Below are 19033 nucleotides of genomic sequence, written 5' to 3'. Positions count from 1 at the left end.
TGCGTCAAGCCGACTGATGGAGTTTGCCATGCCCAGCCCCTATGAGCGGACGAGCGAAACCTCCTGGACACCCTCTTCCGACTACGGTTCCCATGGCGTCACCGCGTTTGGAGAGGTCCTGGATCGAACGCTTCATGCTGAAGTTGCGCGCTTTACCGCCGGCCTCTCTCCCTCCGCGCTGATCGCTGCCTATATGGATTGGGCGGTGCATCTCATGGCCTCGCCTGGCAAGCAGGTCCAGATTCTGGAAAAGGGCCTTCACAAGAGCACCACTGTCTCTCAACAAATGGCCCATTGCGCTTTCCGGGGGGACGACAGCGAGCCCTGCATTGTCCCGCTGCCACAGGACAAACGCTTTACCGGCGAGGCCTGGCAGCAATGGCCTTATAATCTGATCTATCAGAATTTTCTCCTGCAGCAGCAATTGTGGCACAGCGCAACCACCGGCGTACGCGGCGTCACCAAACAACATGAAGGCATGATCGAGTTCGTGTCGAGGCAGCTCCTTGACATGATCTCACCATCCAATTTCCTGCTGACCAATCCTGAACTGCTCCACCACAGCATTCTTCAAGGCGGCATGAACCTTGTCCGGGGCACACAGAATTTCTGGGAGGACTGGCAACGCGTCGTCTCCGGAAAGAAGCTGGTCGGCAGCGAAGCCTTTGTGGTCGGACGAGACGTGGCCGTCACTCCGGGCAAGGTGATCTACCACAACCGGCTGATCGAGCTGATCCAGTACGCGCCAACCACAGACAAGGTCCGCCCGGAACCCGTGCTGATCGTCCCGGCCTGGATCATGAAATATTATATCCTTGACCTGTCACCCCAGAATTCTCTGGTCAAATACCTGACCGATCAGGGATTCAGCGTCTTCATGATTTCCTGGAAAAACCCGGACCCCGGGGACCGCGACCTCGGCATGAAGGACTACCGTAAACTCGGCATAATGGCAGCACTAGACGCCACCGCCGCTGTTGTCCCCGACCAGCCAGTGCATGCCGTCGGGTACTGCCTTGGCGGCACGTTGCTTTCGATCGCGGCGGCGGCCATGGCCCGTGACGGGGACAGCCGCATCAAGTCCATCACCCTGCTTGCGGCGCAGACTGACTTCACCGAGGCCGGGGAGCTGATGCTGTTCATCAACGACAGTCAGCTCACCTTCCTGGAGGACATGATGTGGGAGCAGGGGTTTCTCGATACCAAGCAGATGGCCGGCACGTTCCAGCTGCTGCGCTCAAACGACCTGGTCTGGTCTCATATCATCCATGAATATATGCATGGCGAACGCAAGCCCATGACTGACCTCATGGCCTGGAACGCCGACCTCACACGCATGCCCTATCGCATGCACAGCGAATATCTGCGCCGTCTGTTTCTCGACAATGACCTGGCCGAAGGTCGCTACCAGGTCGACGGCCAGATTGTCGCCCTCTCCGACATACGCGCACCGATCTTCGCTGTCGGAACCATACATGACCATGTGGCTCCCTGGCGATCGGCCTATAAAATTCATTTACTCACGGATACCGACGTCACATTCCTGCTGACCAGCGGCGGCCACAATGCCGGGATCGTCTCGGAGCCTGGGCAGAATGGGCATAGCTACCAGGTGATGGCCAGAACCAGCGTCGACCGTTACACCGACCCTGACAGCTGGCAGGCCACGGCACCGCACAAGACTGGGTCCTGGTGGCCGGAGTGGGTCAGCTGGCTCGCCGCACAATCAGGCGAACCGGTTAGCCCCCCTGCCATCGGCGCACCAAAATCCGGATATTTCCCGCTCGGCGATGCACCCGGCACCTATGTCTTGCAGGATTAGGATTAGCATACCATCAGTAGGGAAGCGTGACCGCGCCAGCAATTTCATGTAGGATCACCTGCACGGACAGATGAAGTAACCTCCTGTCTTTACAGCTTCCTTATAGTTGCGTCCCCAGTTCCCTATCGAAACCTAGCATCATTCGGCCCTAGCCTCCCGGCAGTCCACAATGCTGGAGATTATTGCGATGTCTGAACTGATTTACCTGATCCTTGGATGCGGCGCTTTCGCCCTTTTTGCAGGCTACGCGGCTCTCTGTCAGCGTATTTGAGGGAGGCTCCCATGACGCTCGATATCGTCCTCGGCGGACTGACGGCTGTCGGTTTGTTCATTTTTCTGATCTATGTGCTTGTCCGCGCTGAGAATTTATAAGACATGGGGATCTTCAAAAAATGACCCTCCTCGGCTGGGTGCAGATCGCCCTTGTTCTTGGCTTAGTCGTTCTGACCGCTGTGCCGCTTGGTGCCCATATGGCTCTCCTTTTCAAAGGCGAGCGGACCTTTTTGCATCCTGTTTTGGGCCCCGTCGAGGCTGGCTTTTATAAACTCGCGGGCGTTTCCCCGGCGCGCAAGCAAAGCTGGAGCCAATATGTTGCCGCCATGCTCATGTTCAATGGCCTGGGCTTTCTGACACTCTATTTAATGTTGCGTCATCAGGATCTGTTACCGCTCAACCCGCAGGGCTTTCCGGGTCTCGTCCCCCATCTCGCCTTCAACACCGCAGTCAGTTTCGTCACCAACACCAACTGGCAGAGTTACGCGGGCGAGACGACCATGAGCCATTTCTCCCAGATGGCTGGTCTTGCGGTGCATAACTTCCTATCGGCGGGCACCGGCATCGCGCTCGCTGTCGCCGTCACCCGTGCCTTTATGCAATCAAGCGCACGCGACCTTGGCAATTTCTGGGTCGACCTGACGCGCGTGGTGCTTTATGTCCTGCTGCCGCTGGCGATTGTCGTTGCGCTGGCACTCGGCGCACTTGGAGTTCCGCAGACCTTGAGTGCCCATGCAACGGTAGACACGCTTGAAGGCGCACGGCAAACCATCGCGCTTGGCCCCGTGGCATCGCAGGAGGCCATCAAACAGCTTGGCACCAATGGCGGCGGCTTTTTCAATGCCAACAGCGCCCATCCGTTCGAAAACCCGAACGCCTGGACCAATATCATAGAAATCTGGGCCATGATCGCCCTGCCCTTCGCGCTCACCGTGACCTTTGGCCGTCTGGTCGGTGACCGCCGTCAGGGTTGGGCCTTGTTCTCCGTCATGGCCATTCTGCTGCTGGTCGCCACCACCGCGATCTATGCCGCCGAAAGTTCGGGAAATCCAATCCTCGCGTCGCTTGGCGTCGATGCTGCGGGCGGCAATATGGAGGGCAAGGAAGTCCGCTTCGGCACCGCCATGACGGCCTTGTGGGCCGCGGCCACAACCGGCACGTCCTGCGGCGCGGTCAATTCCATGCATGCGAGTTTTACCCCCCTAGGCGGTCTTGTGCCCATGCTGCTGATGGAGCTTGGCGAGATCCTGCCGGGCGGGGTTGGATCGGGACTTTACGGCATTATCGTCATTGCCATTCTTGCGGTCTTCATCGCCGGTTTGATGGTCGGCCGCACGCCCGAATATCTCGGCAAGAAGATCCGGGCCCATGAGGTCAAGATGGCCATATTGGCGCTGCTGATCCTGCCCCTCAGCATTCTCGGGTTTTCGGCGCTGTCCATTGTGACCGAGGCCGGACGCGCGGGCATCCTGAATCACGGCCCGCATGGCCTGAGCGAAATTCTGTACGCCTTCTCCTCCGCCACCGGCAACAATGGATCAGCCTTTGCCGGGCTGAGCACCAACAGCCCCTGGTATGATACCACCCTTGGGCTGGCCATGCTGCTCGGCCGGTTCGGCTATGTGGTGCCGGTGATGGCTCTGGCCGGGTCGCTTGGCGCCAAGCTCAAGACACCGGAATCGTCCGGCACATTTCCGACCCATGGCGGCCTGTTCATCGGCCTCATGATCGGCGTGATCCTGATCGTTGGTGGCCTTGAATTTTTTCCGGCCCTCGCCCTCGGCCCCATTGTCGAACATTTCCTCATGACCGCCGGTCACTTGTACTGATTATTTGAGGCAGCACCCATGATCGCCAAATCCGCGACCTCACCCTCCATGTTCACCGGCGCTTTTCTGGGTCGTGCGGCGCGTGAAGCCGTTGCCAAGCTGGACCCCCGCCGTCTGGTCCGCAATCCGGTCATTTTCGTCACCGAAGTGGTGGCGTCCCTTGTGACCATCCTCGCCATTCGTGATCTGCTGGTCGGCAATAACGCAGGCTTCAGTTTGCAGATCGCTGCCTGGCTCTGGTTCACCGTGCTGTTTGCGACCTTCGCTGAAGCCGTTGCCGAAGGCCGGGGCAAGGCCCAGGCCGATGCCTTGCGCCGGTTGCGATCGGACATCACCGCGCAAAGGCTTCTGAATGGCGACAAGTCGCAGACCCAAGCCGTCAATGCCCATGACCTCAAGGCTGGCGATCTTGTGCTGGTGTCGGCGAATGAAATCATCCCGTCCGACGGCGAGGTGACCGAGGGTGTCGCCTCCGTCAACGAAAGTGCCATCACCGGTGAATCCGCGCCGGTGATCCGTGAATCCGGCGGCGACCGCTCCGCCGTCACCGGTGGCACCCTGGTGCTGTCGGACTGGCTCGTGGTGCGCATCACCGCCTCGGCGGGGGAGACCTTCATCGATCGTATGATCGCCCTGGTCGAAGGCGCCAAACGCCAGAAAACACCGAACGAGGTGGCGCTTGATGTTCTCCTCGCTGGTATGACGCTGATTTTTCTGATTGCCGTGGTCACCCTTGTGGGGCTTGCGTCCTGGTCCGGACGACCACCGTCTGTGGTTGTTCTGGTGGCTCTGCTCGTCACGCTCATTCCCACCACCATTGGCGGGCTGTTGTCGGCCATCGGTATTGCCGGGATGGATCGTCTGGTGCGCTTCAATATCATCGCCACATCAGGCCGCGCGGTGGAGGCGGCGGGGGACGTGGATACGCTGTTGCTGGACAAGACCGGCACCATCACCTTTGGCAACCGCATGGCTGAGGAATTCGTCCCCGTCCCCGGCGTCTCGTCAGAGACCTTGATTGAGGCCGCCCTCCTGTCGTCGCTGGCCGATGAAACGCCCGAGGGACGATCCATCGTTGAACTGGCCACCGGCCGTCATGGGGCGGCGCTACCTGTCATCGACAAGACCCGCGCCCGGCTCGTGCCATTCAGCGCCCAGACGCGTCTTTCAGGTGTCGATATCGACGGCGTCGCTATCCGCAAGGGGGCCGTCGACAGCATCATAACCTCCCTGAGCGACGCCACCGGCCGCGCCTTTGAAGCCCCGAGCGCTTTCACAACTGCGGTCGAACGCATCGCGCGCACTGGCGGTACGCCTTTGGCCGTCTCGCGCGGAGCCCAGCTTTTGGGGGTCATTCACCTCAAGGATATCGTCAAGCCAGCGATCCGCGAACGCTTTGCCGCCCTTCGCGCCATGGGCATCAAAACCGTAATGGTGACCGGCGACAACCGTATCACCGCTGCAGCCATTGCCTCCGAAGCCGGTGTCGATGATTTCATCGCCGAAGCCACACCGCAGGACAAGCTGACTTATATCCGCAAGGCGCAATCCGGCGGGCGTCTTGTGGCCATGTGCGGCGACGGCACCAATGATGCCCCGGCGCTGGCACAGGCCGATGTGGGGGTGGCGCTGCAAACCGGAACCCAGGCCGCGCGCGAAGCGGCCAATATGGTGGATCTCGATTCCGATCCCACCAAACTCATCGAAGTGGTGCAGATCGGCAAACAGATGCTGATCACTCGCGGGGCGCTCACGACCTTCAGCATTGCCAATGACGTGGCGAAATATTTTGCCATTCTGCCGGCCTTGTTCGTCACCAGTTATCCGGCGCTCGCGGCGCTCAATGTGATGAAACTGGCCACACCGCAAAGCGCTATCCTGTCGGCGGTGATCTTCAATGCCCTGATCATCGTCACCCTTATTCCGTTGTCGCTGAAGGGCGTCAAATATCGCGCCGAAAGTGCCGTCAATATCCTGCGCCGCAATCTGCTGATCTATGGCCTTGGTGGGCTCGTCGCGCCTTTCATCGGTATCAAGGCGATCGATCTGGTCATCTCCACCCTCGGCCTTGCATAGAGGACTTTGCCATGTTTGTTCACCTTCGACCGGCGCTCGTCCTGCTGATCCTGTTCACCCTGCTGCTCGGGCTTGCCTATCCCCTGGCTATCACCGGAATCGCGAAGACGCTGTTTCCCGGGGCCGCGTCGGGCAATCTTGTCGAACGCAACGGCAAGCTGGTGGGATCGCATCTGATCGGTCAGCGCTTCACCTCCGATCGCTATTTCCATGGACGCCCTTCAGCGGCAGGCAATGATGGCTATGACGCCTCCGCATCAAGCGGCAGCAACCTTGGCCCGACCTCGAAAGTTCTGCATGACCGAGTGGCCGCCGACGTGGCCAAACTCGGCGGTCATGCCCCGGCGGACGCCGTTACCACCTCAGGCTCGGGCCTTGATCCCCATATTTCACCCGCCTTTGCCATGACACAAATCGATCGCGTCGCCGTCGCACGCAAGATGACCCCCGCCGCCGTCGCTGACCTCGTACAGAAAAATGTGACGCACGCAACGTTCGGGCTCATCGGCCAACCCCGTGTGAATGTTCTGACCCTCAATCTCGCTTTGGACGCCCGGGAGAACCGGGACTGATGCTATAATGCCCCCATGGTAAAGTCTGGTGAACCAAACCGACCGGAACCGGATGTGCTCCTCGCTGCGGCAGACCGCGAGGGGCGCGGCCGGTTAACGATTTTTCTCGGCATGGCGCCCGGCGTGGGCAAGACCTATACCATGCTCGAAACCGCCCGCCGCCTGAAAGCCGATGACCGTGACGTGGCGGTCGGCGTCGTCGAAACCCATGGCCGTGCCGAGACCCAGGCGTTGCTTGAAGGGCTTGAGGTTCTGCCGCGCCGGATCATTCCATACCACGGCCATGACTTGCAGGAATTCGATCTCGACGCGGCGCTCAAGCGCAAGCCGCAAGTGCTTCTGCTCGACGAACTGGCCCATAGCAACGCCCCCGACTGCCGCCACCCCAAGCGCTGGCAAGACGCCGAAGAATTGCTGCGGGCCGGGATCGATGTGTTGAGCACGCTCAATGTCCAGCATATCGAAAGCCTCAATGACGTGGTCGCCCGCATCACAGGCGTGCGTGTGCAGGAAACCGTGCCCGATCGCGTGTTGGACGAGGCCGATGAAGTGGAGCTTGTCGACCTCACCCCCGCTGAACTCACGGATCGGCTGGAAGACGGCAAGGTCTATGTGGCCAATCTCGCCGCCCAGGCACGGGAGGGGTTTTTCCGGCCCGGCAACCTGACCGCCCTGCGCGAGCTTGCCCTCCGTCGCACGGCGGAACGGGTAAATGCCCAGATGGTCGGCTATATGCGCAGCCGCGCGATTGAAGGCCCATGGCCCGCGAGCGAACGCCTGATGGTCTGCATCGGCCCCGACGGACTTGCCTCGGCCATCGTGCTTGCGGGCAACCGCATGGCGGAACAGTTGAAGGCACCCTGGGTCACGATTTATGTGGAACCGGCCTATATGTCACCTGGCGCCATATCGGACATAGATACCGCCGCCATAGAGGACGCGCTGTCACTGGCCGAGCGGTTGCAGAGCCGTACCGAGCGGCTAATCGGCCTCGATCTGCCAGGGGAGATCCTGGCCTATGCGCGGCGCAACAATGTCACCCAAATTCTGATCGGACGCTCCCGGAGGAGCCGGATCCGCGAATTGTTCGGCCGCTCCCTGGTGCAGGAACTGATACGCAAAAGCGAGGGCATCGCCATTCATGTGGTGACCGCACCTCCGGCCAGCAAAAAGCGCAAAAGTCTTTCATACCGCTTCCGCAAATGGGTTGATGTCCCGACCTGGCCGGGCATCCTGACCTCATTGGCTGGTCTGGCGGGGGTCGTCGGCTTAGCCTATCTGGTGCCGAGCATGCGGCAGCACCCGAATGTGTCCATGCTGTTTCTGGCCATTGTTCTTTATAGCGCCATTCGCCATGGCCGCACGGCGTCGCTGTTCACGGCCGTCGTCGCCTTCTGCATCTATAATTTCTTTTTCGCCACTCCTTTGTTTTCGCTCCAAATCGCCAATTTCCACGATGTTATCACCCTCCTCGTGTTCCTTGTTGTTGCTGCCACCTCCGGGTCACTGGCCGGACGCGTTCGGGATCAAGCCAGTGCCGCACAGGACCGCATGAGCGCCTTACAGTTGCTGTATGATTTTTCCCGCCGTCTCGGCGCAGCAAAAAGCGCCAATGAGCTTTTGCATGCCGTCGTCCTTAAAGCCCACCGTCTGAGCGGGATGCCCACCATGGTGCTGCTGCCCGAACAGGGTTCCGATGATGACGATCTTTTGATCCGTTATGCCTGGCCTCCGGACGATATATTGGATACCGCCTCGACAGCGGCTGCGCGCTGGACATATAGCCATGCGGAACCGGCGGGAACCGGCACCGACACCCTTCCCGCAGCCCCCTGGCATTTCCGCCCCATGCGCACGGGATCAGGTGTGGTCGGCGTCTTCGGCATGCGCAAGACAGGGACAGGCACGAAAATCGATCTCAAATCCGATCTCATCGCAACCCTCGACGCCATGCTGGATCAATCCGCCGTAGCCATCGAACGCATCACCTTTGCCGAAGATGCATCATCAGCCGCAACAGCCGCCGCAACCGAACGCTTCCGCAATGTCCTGCTATCGTCGGTTTCCCATGACCTGCGCACGCCGCTCACCTCGATACTCGGGTCGGTGACCGCCCTTCGCCAGGCTCCCACGCGCTATAACGATGCCGCCCGCGATGAGCTTCTTGCGACCATTCAGGAAGAAACCGAGCGGCTCGAAAATTTCGTCACCAATCTTCTCGACATTACCCGGCTCGAATCCGGAGTCATTGAAATGCGTCATGACTGGATCATGCTGTCCGAGATCATCAATTCCTCGCTGCAACAGGTCAGGTCACGCAGTCATCCCTACAAGATCATCCGTCGCGTCATACCCGAGATGCTGATGATCCATAGCGATTACGTTCTATTGCAGACGGTGCTGGTCAATCTGATCGATAATGCCATCAAACATGCGCAGCAAATGACGACCATCGATGTATCCGCCTTGCGTCAGGATCTCTATATAGATATCTCCGTCACCGATGATGGCGACGGAGTGCCGCCTGAACATCTGCCGCATCTGTTTGACAAGTTTTATCGCATTCGACACACGGACCACACAACAGCGGGAACCGGCCTGGGATTATCCATCGCCAAGGGTATTATCGAAGCTATGAATGGCAGCCTCACGGTCGAGAGCCCCATAGCAGGCGGACGCGGGACACGCTTCACCATCCGCCTGCCGTTCGAAGAACAACCGAAACTTACAGATGCGAACAAGGAACCGGCTGACGCCCAAGGAATATAAACTCCTGCCCATGCCCGTCCCGGATTTAGAACAATTAGAGAACATTAATATGTGTTCAATTGAAATAAAAAAACCTCACAACCCGTGCCTGTCATCAGTCTTCTTGTCAGGTCTGTTGAGGATGTGACACTGTTCCTGCTGTAATTACACCGACCGAGCTATAGTGGCGACACTATCACTCATAATGGATGCATAATGGACAAGCCCAAGACAGCAGCTCCACCCAAAAAAGTGAAACCCGCAACCAAGACCACACGCCCCCGGGCAAAGTCTGAACCTGCCAAGGACAGCCTTGGCTCCGGCAGTGTGGTAACGCCCTTTGGTACGCCAAAGCAGCTGGCGGACGGCGGCACAAAGACGACCTTGGCCCAGCGCGTCCACAAAACATTGATGGAAAGCCTGGATGAAGGAATTCTCAAACCAGGCCAGCGCATTAAAGCGGCCGAGCTTGCCAAACGTCTGGGCCTCAGCCGCGCCCCTGTGCGTGAAGCTTTGCATGTCCTTGCCGGTCAGGGCCTGGTTGAATTGCTGCCCGACAAAGGCGCGGTCATGCGCGTCTTCACCCTTGATGACCTGATCCAGATTTATGAAGTCACCGGCTGCATCGCCAAAGTCGGCGTGGTCGCGGCGACAGAGCGTATCCACGAAGGCGACAATCGCCAGCGCGTTGAGATGGCGATCGCCAGAATTCGCGCCGTTGAACAGGCTCCGCCCTCTCCTTCTTATAAGTTCTATTTATTGCTGAACGATTTTCATTACCTGCTGAACGAAATTGGCGAAAAGCCCTATGTGGGCTATCTGCTCGGTATCCTCAATATTGAATACTGGAACCGCTTTCTGGCCAGCACTATCGACATGGAATCGAGCATTTCCGGCTATATCGCCAACTACAACCGCTTGGCCGATGCCGTTCTGGCCGGTGATTCGCGTGCGGCCGGAGCCATTATGGACAGCCATGTGGAATGGTCCATCCACCTGCTTGAGCAATCAAAAGACCGCTGAGTCTCCCATATCAGGGTGTTTAGGGCGACCAACGCTGATTCATACCGTCACATGGCCCAGGCCGCAATAACGTCGACACATTGATAAAATCATTAAGAAAATTCAAAGAAGCCTGGTGGACAGCAAGGCCAGATTTTACAAGATTTCCGCCATTTACATAGGTTTCACTACTCACTTCCTGCAGGCTTGCGAAAAAATCCAAAAATAGGTTATTGAAATCGTCGACACTTTGTGGCGTACTGTTTCAGCGCGCAGCTATAACTGAAAAATCAGAGACACTGGAAGACGCGCATGGGTGAGGCGGATCCTTGGGGAGCACCATGGGTAACGGTGGGATTTCTGCAAATCTGACAAAGACCGGCCCCGAAAGCAGGGTTGCCCGCTTCGAGACGCTGGACGCACTACAGTCGCAAAAAAACCATACCATCCCGCAAGATGTTGCAGATCTGATCTGGTCACGTCGCCTGTTACCTGTGGTCGCACGGGCGGATGACATGCCGGGTCCGTTTGGCACCATGGCTCCCATCAAGGGCGCTGGCGACATGACGATCACTTATGCCGCCTGCCCGCCAATGACTGGCCCATCCCTGCATGCCCATCATCACACGTTCGAAACATTCACGGTCCTCACCGGCCGTTTTGAATTCTCGTTCGGCGATGAGGGCCAGGACACACTCACGCTCGACAAATTCGATTGCATTTCCGTCCTGCCAGGCGTTTATCGCGCCTTTCGCAATATCAGCGATGAGGATGGCCTGTTGCAGGTGATCATCACCGGCGGCATCCATGATCAGAACGACATCATTTTTCCAGCCCACACGGCGCGCGCGATTGCAGCCCATGGCGCGCAGCATCTCGCTTATTTCAAATCCACAGGATTGAACTTCGTGGAGTGATCTGAACAGGGGAGCGGTACGGCAGATAAATCGCCGGGATCGCAATCATAGCAGCAACAAAAACACTAAGGAGGAGGACACCATGATGAAACAGACAAGCAGAAAAGCAATTCTGACCGGAACGACGGCCATATTGCTCAGCACAAGCGCCGCCTTTGCAGCAGAGCCCGCCACAGGCTCCGCAGCAGCGGATCAATTCCGGATTGATGAAATCATCGTAACCGGCAGCAAGATGGGCGCAACCAACCTTCAGGAAACGCCAATCGCCATCACGGCGTTCTCGGCGGAAATTCTTGAAAAAACCGGCATCAAGGATATCCGCGATCTCGCCGGATCGACACCGAACCTGATGGTTGCCCAGAATGGCGCTTTTGCGCAGCTTTACATTCGCGGCATCGGCTCGAACAACACGTTCGCCGGATCGGACCCAAGCACAACCGTGAATATGGACGGCGTTTATATCGCTCGCCCAGGCGCGGTGTTCAACAATTTCATGGATGTCGAACGCATCGAAGTTCTGCGCGGTCCGCAAGGCACACTTTATGGCCGAAACGCGGTCGGTGGCACCATCAACGTCATCTCACGCCTGCCCACAAATGAATTCCATGCCAAGGTACAGGGAACAGTCGGAAATTATAATCTGTTCCGTGGCGAAGGCTATATCAGCGGCCCGATCATTGAAGATAAACTGTTTGCCAGCATCTCGGCCATGGGCAGCAAGCATAACGGTTATTTCGAGAACATCGTCCCATCCGGCAATGACCGCGGCAGCGAAAACACCTGGGGCACACGGGCGCAGATTCGCGCCTTGCCTACGGACAATCTTGAAATCATCGTCCGCGCTGATTACCTGAAAGACACCGGACATTTCGTCGGCAATCAGGCACTGCTGCTGCCGTTCCGGCCCACAGGCGCAACTGGTCCTGTGGATCCTGTAACGGAAAGCATTCGTGGCGACTGGCATAAAGTCGCGCTCGACACACCAAGCGTAACTGATCGCTTCATCTTGGGCACCTCTGGTGAAATCAACTACACCATCTCCGAGGCCGCTGTCCTCAAATCACTGACGGCTTATCGCAAAAGCCATCTGGACTATACAAGCGACACCGACGCGACCGATCTGCATCGTCAGATCACGCTCCAACAAGAACTGCAGCATCAGTTTTCCCAGGAATTCAATCTGACTGGTAAAATCGACGCCCTCAAATATGTCGCCGGCCTGTATTATTTCCAGGAACATATCGACGCCTACTCGACCGTTACGGCCTACAATACCAATCGCGTGACAAATCCGGCTCCGATCGTCGACACCAAGGCATGGGCCGGCTTTGCACAGGCCACCTATGACATCACCGATAAATTCTCAGCCACGGCCGGTATTCGCTACACCGATGAGAAAAAAGATTTCGACCAGTATCTGAATATCTTTACCCAGACCACAGGTGTTTCCCTTGCTGGCTACCCTACTCACTATCTGAGAAGCGGAAAATATAAAGCCTGGACGCCGAAATTCGGTCTTGATTATCATGTCACAGAAGACGTGATGCTTTATGCGTCGGCAACCAAGGGCTTCAAGTCCGGCGGCTTCAATTTCTCAAGCGCGAATAAGTCACAAGGCTTTGCACCGGAAACCCTCTGGAGCTACGAAGCTGGCTTTAAAAGCGAGTTTGCTGACCACCGTGTCCGTTTCAATGGCACCGGGTTCTACTATGACTATAAGAACCTTCAAGTTCAGTCCTTCCTGATGCCGGGCGTCACCGACATCACCAACGCCTCGAACGCGACCGTCAAGGGTATTGAACTCGAACTGCAGACAAGGCCGATTGAGGGTCTCGATATCGGCGGGTCGCTGACTTATCTTAAGGCTGTCTATAAGGATTATCCCAAAGCGCCGATCCCAGGTGCGCCGTTGGTCTTCGATCCTGTGCTGAATATGAATGTCGCGGCGACCATGGACGCTTCGGGCAACTATCTGAACTCGTCTCCGAAATGGACCTATAATCTTTACGCACAATATACGATGGATTTCGGTGACAAAGGTACTGCCTTTGTCCGCGGTGAATATGGTTTTAAAGCCCGCCAGTTCTTCACCGTCGTCAATGACAATGTCCAGACCATGCCCAACTATGATCTGATCAATGCCAGCATCGGCTACACCTCGCCGGATCAGCGCTGGCAGGTTATTGCCTACGGTCGTAACCTTTCAAACACGCAGTATCTGGTTTCGACCGGATCCTTCACTGCGGTTCCAGCCGGTACGCCGGGTGACCCGCGCACCTTCGGTCTTCGTTTGAGCTACGCTTACTAAAACACTTTTTTGATAAGGCGATCCCGATGACTGAGACCCCGACCACTCACATCGACGGCAGTTGCGATCCCGCGTTTTCTCACGTGCGGGACGTGTTCAGCGAAAATTTCCGCAGTCGCGGAGAAATCGGTGCTGCCGTTTGCGTCTATAAAGACGGACGCAAAGTGGTCGATCTCTGGGGCGGGATCGCCAATCCTGATACCGGCACGCCATGGCAGGAAAACACCATCAGTTGCATGATGTCTGTTGGAAAATCCATGACGGCGCTGGCGCTTTTGATGCTGGTGGATCGGGGCCTTGTTGATCTTGAGGCCCCGGTCGCCCGCTATTGGCCTGAATTCGCCCAGAACGGCAAGGAGACCATCACGGTCCGCACGCTGGTGTCTGGCCTTGCAGCTTTGATTTATGCCGATGGCGCTCCGGATGGCTCGGCTTATGACTGGGATATCGTCTGCACGGCGCTGGCTGCTCAGAAACCCGAATGGGAACCGGGCACCCAAGGCGCTTATCATTCCGTCACCTGCGGATATCTTCTGGGCGAGATCGTGCGCCGGGTGGATGGCCGCATGATTGATGTTTTCTTCCGCGAGGAAATCGCCGGGCCGCTTGGCATTGATTACGGTTTTGGCGTCGCCGAGGCAGATTTGCCGCGTGTGGCCGACATTATCCCGAACCCCGCCAGTGTCACTCTGACCCAGACCCAGGATCCTACGACCAAGCTTGGCCGCGCCTGGCGGATACGTCCGAAATCCGCCTCCCCCTATAACACCCATGAATACCGTACGGCGGTTTTTCCGTCTTCGAACGGTCATGGCAATGCCCGTGCCATTGCGCGCGCTTATGCGCTTTTGGGAAATGGCGGCACGCTTGACGGTGTGCGCCTGCTGTCGCCGGCACTGATCGAGGATATTCGCACGGAAAGCTGGCGCGGCATCTGCGGCATGACCGACCGGCCGTTCCGCTATGGCCTCGGATTTTTTCTGAATTATCCACCCATGCTTCCGTTCGGCAGCAATGCGCGCGCCTTCGGTCATCCGGGTGCAGGCGGCGCTATCGGCATCGCCGACCCTGAAGCCGGGCTTGCCATGAGCTATAATCCGAACCTGATGTGTGCGGGCGCAGGCGTTGGCGACCGCTGCGAAGCCCTGGTCGAAGCCGTTCTTGGCAAACAGGCCGTTATTGCGTCATGACAACAGAAGCCCCAATCCTGATCCATGGCACATGCGACCCGGCCTTCGCCGGATTGCGTGAGACCTTGCGGGACAATTTCGCAACCCGTGGCGAAGTCGGGGCTGCCGTCGCGGTCTATCACCATGGTCGGCTTGTGGCTGATCTCTGGGGCGGCATCGCCGATCCTCAGAGCGCAACGCCGTGGGATCGGGACAGCATTGTCTGCATGATGTCGGTGGGCAAGGGCATGGCGGCGCTCTGCCTTTATCGTCTGATCGATCGTGGCGCAGTTGACCTTGATGCCCCGGTTGCCTGTTACTGGCCGGACTTCGCGCAAAACGGCAAGGACGGCATCACCATCCGCATGCTGCTTGGCGGCAAAGCCGGACTGGTCTATGCCGATGCCGCACCGGCGGGCTCGGCCTTCAATTGGGACGTTATGTGCCAGGCGCTCGCGGTCCAGAAACCCGAATGGGAACCGGGCACGCAAGGGGCCTATCATTCCATGACGGCAGGCATTCTGTTCGGCGAAATCATCCGCCGTGTTGACGGCCGAACGGTGGATGTTTTCTTCCAGGAGGAAATCGCCGGGCCGCTTGGCGTTGATTTTCAATTCGGTCTCGATGACACCGACATAGAACGCGTCGCCACCATCATTCCGAACCCGCAAAGCGTCACCCTCAACGCCATCAATGACAGCACGAGCAAGCTTGGACGGGCCTGGCGCATCATGCCGTCGAAGGCTGATTTCTTTAATACCGACAGCTTCCGGCGCGGTGTGTTTCCGTCGGCAAACGGTCATGGCAATGCGCGGGCGGTGGCACGGGTTTTTGCGGCGCTTGGGAATGGCGGAAGCCTTGACGGTTATCATCTGCTGTCCCCTGCCCTGATTGACATCTTAAGAAGCCTGTCATGGGAAGGCGATTGCGGACTGCTTGACCGCCGCTTCCGGTATGGCCACGGATTTTTTCTCAGCAACGAGCTTGCCCCCTTTGGCTCGAACCCGCGCGCCTTCGGGCATCCGGGTGTGGGTGGCGCGATTGGCTTCAGCGATCCCGAAGCCGGTCTCGCCTTCAGCTACAGCCCGAATTTCATGTGTTCCGGCGGTGGTGCCGGTGACCGTTGTGAAGCGCTGATCGCCGCAACCTTCGCCTGCATCGCCCCAGTTTAATCAAGGACAGATAAGCAGATGTCAGACTTCACAGGAAAAATTGCGCTGGTCACCGGGGGAAGCTCCGGCATCGGAGCCACCATCGCCGAAGCCCTTGGGGCGCGCGGTGCCACGGTCGCCGTGGTCGCAAGTTCGAACCCGGCCAAGGCGGCGACTGTGGTCGACGCCATCACCAAGGCAGGTGGTACGGCCCGCGCCTATGCGGTCGACGTGCGCGATGACGTCGCCGTGGCCAAACTTTTTGAAACCGTGACGGCCGATTTCGGCGGGCTTGATATTCTGGTCAATGCGGCCGGCGTATTTCTGCCGAGCCCGATCGGAGAGACGGCTCGCGACAGCCTCGACAAGATGATCGACATCAATATCAAGGGCACCTGGAATTGCCTTCAGGCGGCAACGCCGATCCTGAAAGCCCGTGGCGGCGGCAAGGTCCTGAATTTCGCATCGGTCGCTGGCACCATCGGCGTCAAAGGCTTTGCTTTGTATTCCGCGAGCAAGGCAGCCATTGTCATGCTGACCCGTACTGCCGGGGCCGATCTCGCACCTTTCGGGATCAACGTAAACGCCGTCGCACCGGGCAATACTGAAACTCCCATGAATGAAGCCATGCGCAACGCGCCTGAAATGGCTGACATGCTCGACGGCATGAAACGCATGACCCCAAGCGGCGTAACCTTCTCGAAACCGCAGGAAATCGCCGCCGCCGCGCTTTATCTTTTGTCCGATGCGGCACGTCCGGTTTTCGGCTCGACGCTCGTTATCGACGAAGGCATCTCGGCGGCGATCGGGTAAGGACAAAAAGATGGCCGGGACAGTGCAAAAAAATACTCCCTACGCATGGTATGTGGCGATCCTGCTGTCGTCGGCCCATCTTATTTCCTTCATCGACCGTTTTGTCATGAGCCTTGTGCTTGTGCCCATCAAGACCGAGCTTGGGCTGAGCGATACCCAGCTCGGCCTGTTGCATGGCACCGGGTTCGTGATCCTTTACACCGTGGCGGCCATCCCGCTTGGCCGCATGGCCGATCTGGGCAACCGCCGCAATCTGATCATCGGCGGCATTCTGATCTGGAGCTTGGCCACCACCGCCTGCGGACTGGCCAATTCCTTCAACAGCCTGTTCGCAGCCCGGATCGCCGTCGGATTTGGCGAGGCGGCGCTGGTCCCGGCCGCCATGTCCCTGATCGCCGCCTATTTCTCGCGCGAGAAACTTTCGCGAGCAGTCGGCACTTTCACCATGGGGGCGTCGCTTGGTAAGTCGGTCGCCCTGATTATTGGCGGTGCGACGCTCGCCTGGCTCGTGACCCGCGGCGGACTTGCATTGCCCGGCATGATGCATGCGTCGCCCTGGCAGGGGCTTTTCATCCTGGCAAGCCTTCCGGGCGTCGCGGTAGCGCTGTTGCTTCTGACCGTTCGCGAACCGGCCCGGGTGCGCGAGGCCCATCACGCGAAACCGAGCGTGCGTGAAGTTTTCGCCTATATCAACGGGCAACGTCCAGCCTATCTCTGGCATACGATCGCGTCCGCCGCCGCCATCCTGCTGGTTCAATCCTATGCCGCCTGGGCCCCGACATTTTATATCCGCTTTTTCGCCTTCACTCCCGCCGAGGCCGGCCTTGCCGTCGGAATGGTCGTGCTGGTGGCGGGCCCGCTCGGGCATATCACCGGCGGCTATCTCACCGATAAATTTCAGGCCCGCGGCGTCACCGGCGCACCGGGGCTCGTGATCGGCAGCATGTTGGTTTTGGCGATCCTGCCTGCGGTTATATTCTGCACCACACGCAACCAGACCCTGTCGCTCGCCGCCTATGGCTTGCTGACCTTTTGCACCACCGCCGCAGCGCCGCCCGGACTTTCGGGTATTCAGCTGATCACCCCCGAACGGTTGCGCGGCATCATGAGCGCCTGTTTCCTCGCTGCCGTCACCTTCATCGCGATCGGCATGGGGCCGACGCTGATCGGGATTATGACCGATAAACTCTTCGGCAATGAACAGGCCCTTGGCTCATCATTGCTGCTTGCAACCATTGTCTTTGCGATCTTTGGCGCCGTAGCCGCCAGGATGAGTCGCGCTCCTGCAAAGGTCGCACTCGCGGCGCTCGCCGAAGCATAGACAACACGCCTTACCACCTTAACAAGCCGCTGCGGTCACAGCACAGCGGAACGGGACTTTTTGTCCCCATAGATCAGGAGTAGACCATGAAAAAGACAGAAAAAGTCATCATCACCTGCGCCATCACCGGGTCGATCCATACCCCGACCATGTCGCCCTATCTGCCGATCACGCCCGAACAGATCATCGAACAATCGGTCGAAGCCGCCGAGGCTGGCGCCGCCATCCTGCATCTTCATGCCCGTGATCCGATTGATGGCCGGCCGTCCCCCGATCCGGAACTGTTCATGCAGTTCCTGCCGCAGATCAAGCAGCGCACCAATGCCGTGGTCAATATCACCACCGGCGGCGCTCCGGGCTTCAGCGAAGACGATCGTCTGGCAGCCCCCCTCCGGGCTCAGCCGGAGATGACGTCGCTCAACATGGGTTCGATGAATTTCGGCGTGTTCGGGCTCGCTGACAAATACACGGACTGGAAGCACCCTTGGGAAAAGCCGTTTCTCGAAGCCAGCGCCAAATTTGCCGCCAATCACAATTTCGCACTGATTGAACGCATCATCCGCGAACTTGGCGAAGGCCATGGCACCAAATTCGAATATGAATGCTATGACCTTGGCCACCTCTATAACGTGGCCCATTTCGCCGATCGCGGGCTGATCAAGCCGCCGTTCCTTATTCAGGGAATTTTCGGGGTTCTGGGTGGCATCGGTGCCGATCTTGAAAACCTGACCTTGATGAAACAGACCGCCGACCGGCTGTTTGGCGATGACTATTATCTGTCCTGTTTCGGCATCGGGCGGGCGCAGATGCGCTTCCTCACCATGTCGGCCATGATGGGCGGCAACGTGCGCGTCGGCCTTGAAGACAGCCTGATGATCGGGCGCGGCCAGCTGGCCAAAAGCAATGCCGAACAGGTCCGCAAGATCCGCAGCATTCTGACTGAACTCGGCATCGAGATCGCCACCCCCGATGAAGCCCGGCAGATGCTGGCGCTCAAGGGCGGCGATCAGGTCGCATTCTGATAAAAGGGAT

At 58.3% G+C, this 19033-nt stretch carries 14 protein-coding genes; all 14 read left to right on the top strand.

Going from position 1 to position 19033, the window contains the following annotated elements; translation table 11 throughout:
* Window positions 1-28: 28 nt before the first annotated feature.
* The 14 genes from NYP16_RS10615 to NYP16_RS10550 all read left to right on the top strand — a co-directional run bounded on the left by NYP16_RS10615 (window position 29) and on the right by NYP16_RS10550 (window position 19023).
* Window positions 29-1822 (top strand): PHA/PHB synthase family protein, encoded by a 1794-nt coding sequence (locus NYP16_RS10615; RefSeq protein WP_274944115.1) that lies wholly within the window; start codon window positions 29-31, stop codon window positions 1820-1822.
* A gap of 282 nt (window positions 1823-2104) precedes the next feature.
* Window positions 2105-2194: a potassium-transporting ATPase subunit F gene (locus NYP16_RS10610; RefSeq protein WP_274944114.1), complete on the top strand. Its 90-nt coding sequence runs from the start codon at window positions 2105-2107 to the stop codon at window positions 2192-2194.
* Between the two features lie 20 nt (window positions 2195-2214).
* Entirely contained in the window at window positions 2215-3924 is a 1710-nt protein-coding gene (gene kdpA / locus NYP16_RS10605; RefSeq protein ID WP_274944113.1) for a potassium-transporting ATPase subunit KdpA, read from the top strand.
* An 18-nt stretch (window positions 3925-3942) separates the two neighbouring features.
* Window positions 3943-6000, top strand: coding sequence for a potassium-transporting ATPase subunit KdpB (kdpB, locus tag NYP16_RS10600; RefSeq protein ID WP_274944112.1), 2058 nt, complete (start codon window positions 3943-3945; stop codon window positions 5998-6000).
* Window positions 6001-6011: 11 nt separating this feature from the next.
* A complete protein-coding gene (gene kdpC, locus NYP16_RS10595) occupies window positions 6012-6572 on the top strand; it encodes a potassium-transporting ATPase subunit KdpC (RefSeq protein WP_274944111.1) in 561 nt (186 codons plus the stop codon).
* Window positions 6573-6626: 54 nt separating this feature from the next.
* The gene (locus NYP16_RS10590; RefSeq protein ID WP_274944110.1) at window positions 6627-9341 is read left to right on the top strand and encodes a sensor histidine kinase; all 2715 of its coding nucleotides are present in this window, start codon (window positions 6627-6629) and stop codon (window positions 9339-9341) included.
* A 195-nt stretch (window positions 9342-9536) separates the two neighbouring features.
* Window positions 9537-10343 (top strand): GntR family transcriptional regulator, encoded by an 807-nt coding sequence (locus tag NYP16_RS10585; RefSeq protein WP_274944109.1) that lies wholly within the window; start codon window positions 9537-9539, stop codon window positions 10341-10343.
* 320 nt (window positions 10344-10663) lie between these two features.
* Entirely contained in the window at window positions 10664-11239 is a 576-nt protein-coding gene (locus NYP16_RS10580) for a cupin domain-containing protein (RefSeq protein ID WP_274944108.1), read from the top strand.
* Between the two features lie 82 nt (window positions 11240-11321).
* Entirely contained in the window at window positions 11322-13547 is a 2226-nt protein-coding gene (locus NYP16_RS10575) for a TonB-dependent receptor (protein WP_274944107.1), read from the top strand.
* A gap of 26 nt (window positions 13548-13573) precedes the next feature.
* A complete protein-coding gene (locus NYP16_RS10570) occupies window positions 13574-14737 on the top strand; it encodes a serine hydrolase domain-containing protein (RefSeq protein WP_274944106.1) in 1164 nt (387 codons plus the stop codon).
* Window positions 14734-15888, top strand: coding sequence for a serine hydrolase domain-containing protein (locus NYP16_RS10565; RefSeq protein WP_274944105.1), 1155 nt, complete (start codon window positions 14734-14736; stop codon window positions 15886-15888). The genes NYP16_RS10570 and NYP16_RS10565 overlap by 4 nt, the downstream gene beginning before the upstream one ends.
* 18 nt (window positions 15889-15906) lie before the next feature.
* Window positions 15907-16680, top strand: a complete 774-nt coding sequence (locus NYP16_RS10560) for an SDR family NAD(P)-dependent oxidoreductase (protein WP_274944104.1) — start codon at window positions 15907-15909, stop codon at window positions 16678-16680.
* A gap of 10 nt (window positions 16681-16690) precedes the next feature.
* Window positions 16691-18001 carry an MFS transporter gene (locus NYP16_RS10555; protein WP_274944103.1) on the top strand — a complete coding sequence of 437 codons (1311 nt, stop codon included), beginning with the start codon at window positions 16691-16693 and terminating at the stop codon, window positions 17999-18001.
* 86 nt (window positions 18002-18087) lie between these two features.
* Window positions 18088-19023: a beta-keto acid cleavage family enzyme gene (locus NYP16_RS10550; RefSeq protein WP_274944102.1), complete on the top strand. Its 936-nt coding sequence runs from the start codon at window positions 18088-18090 to the stop codon at window positions 19021-19023.
* Window positions 19024-19033 lie beyond the last annotated feature (10 nt).

The organism is Govania unica, assembly GCF_027920805.1.
GTDB lineage: Bacteria > Pseudomonadota > Alphaproteobacteria > Sphingomonadales > Govanellaceae > Govanella > Govanella unica.
Note: the sequence above shows the minus strand (reverse complement) of the source record. Positions and strands in the feature narration are given on the sequence as shown.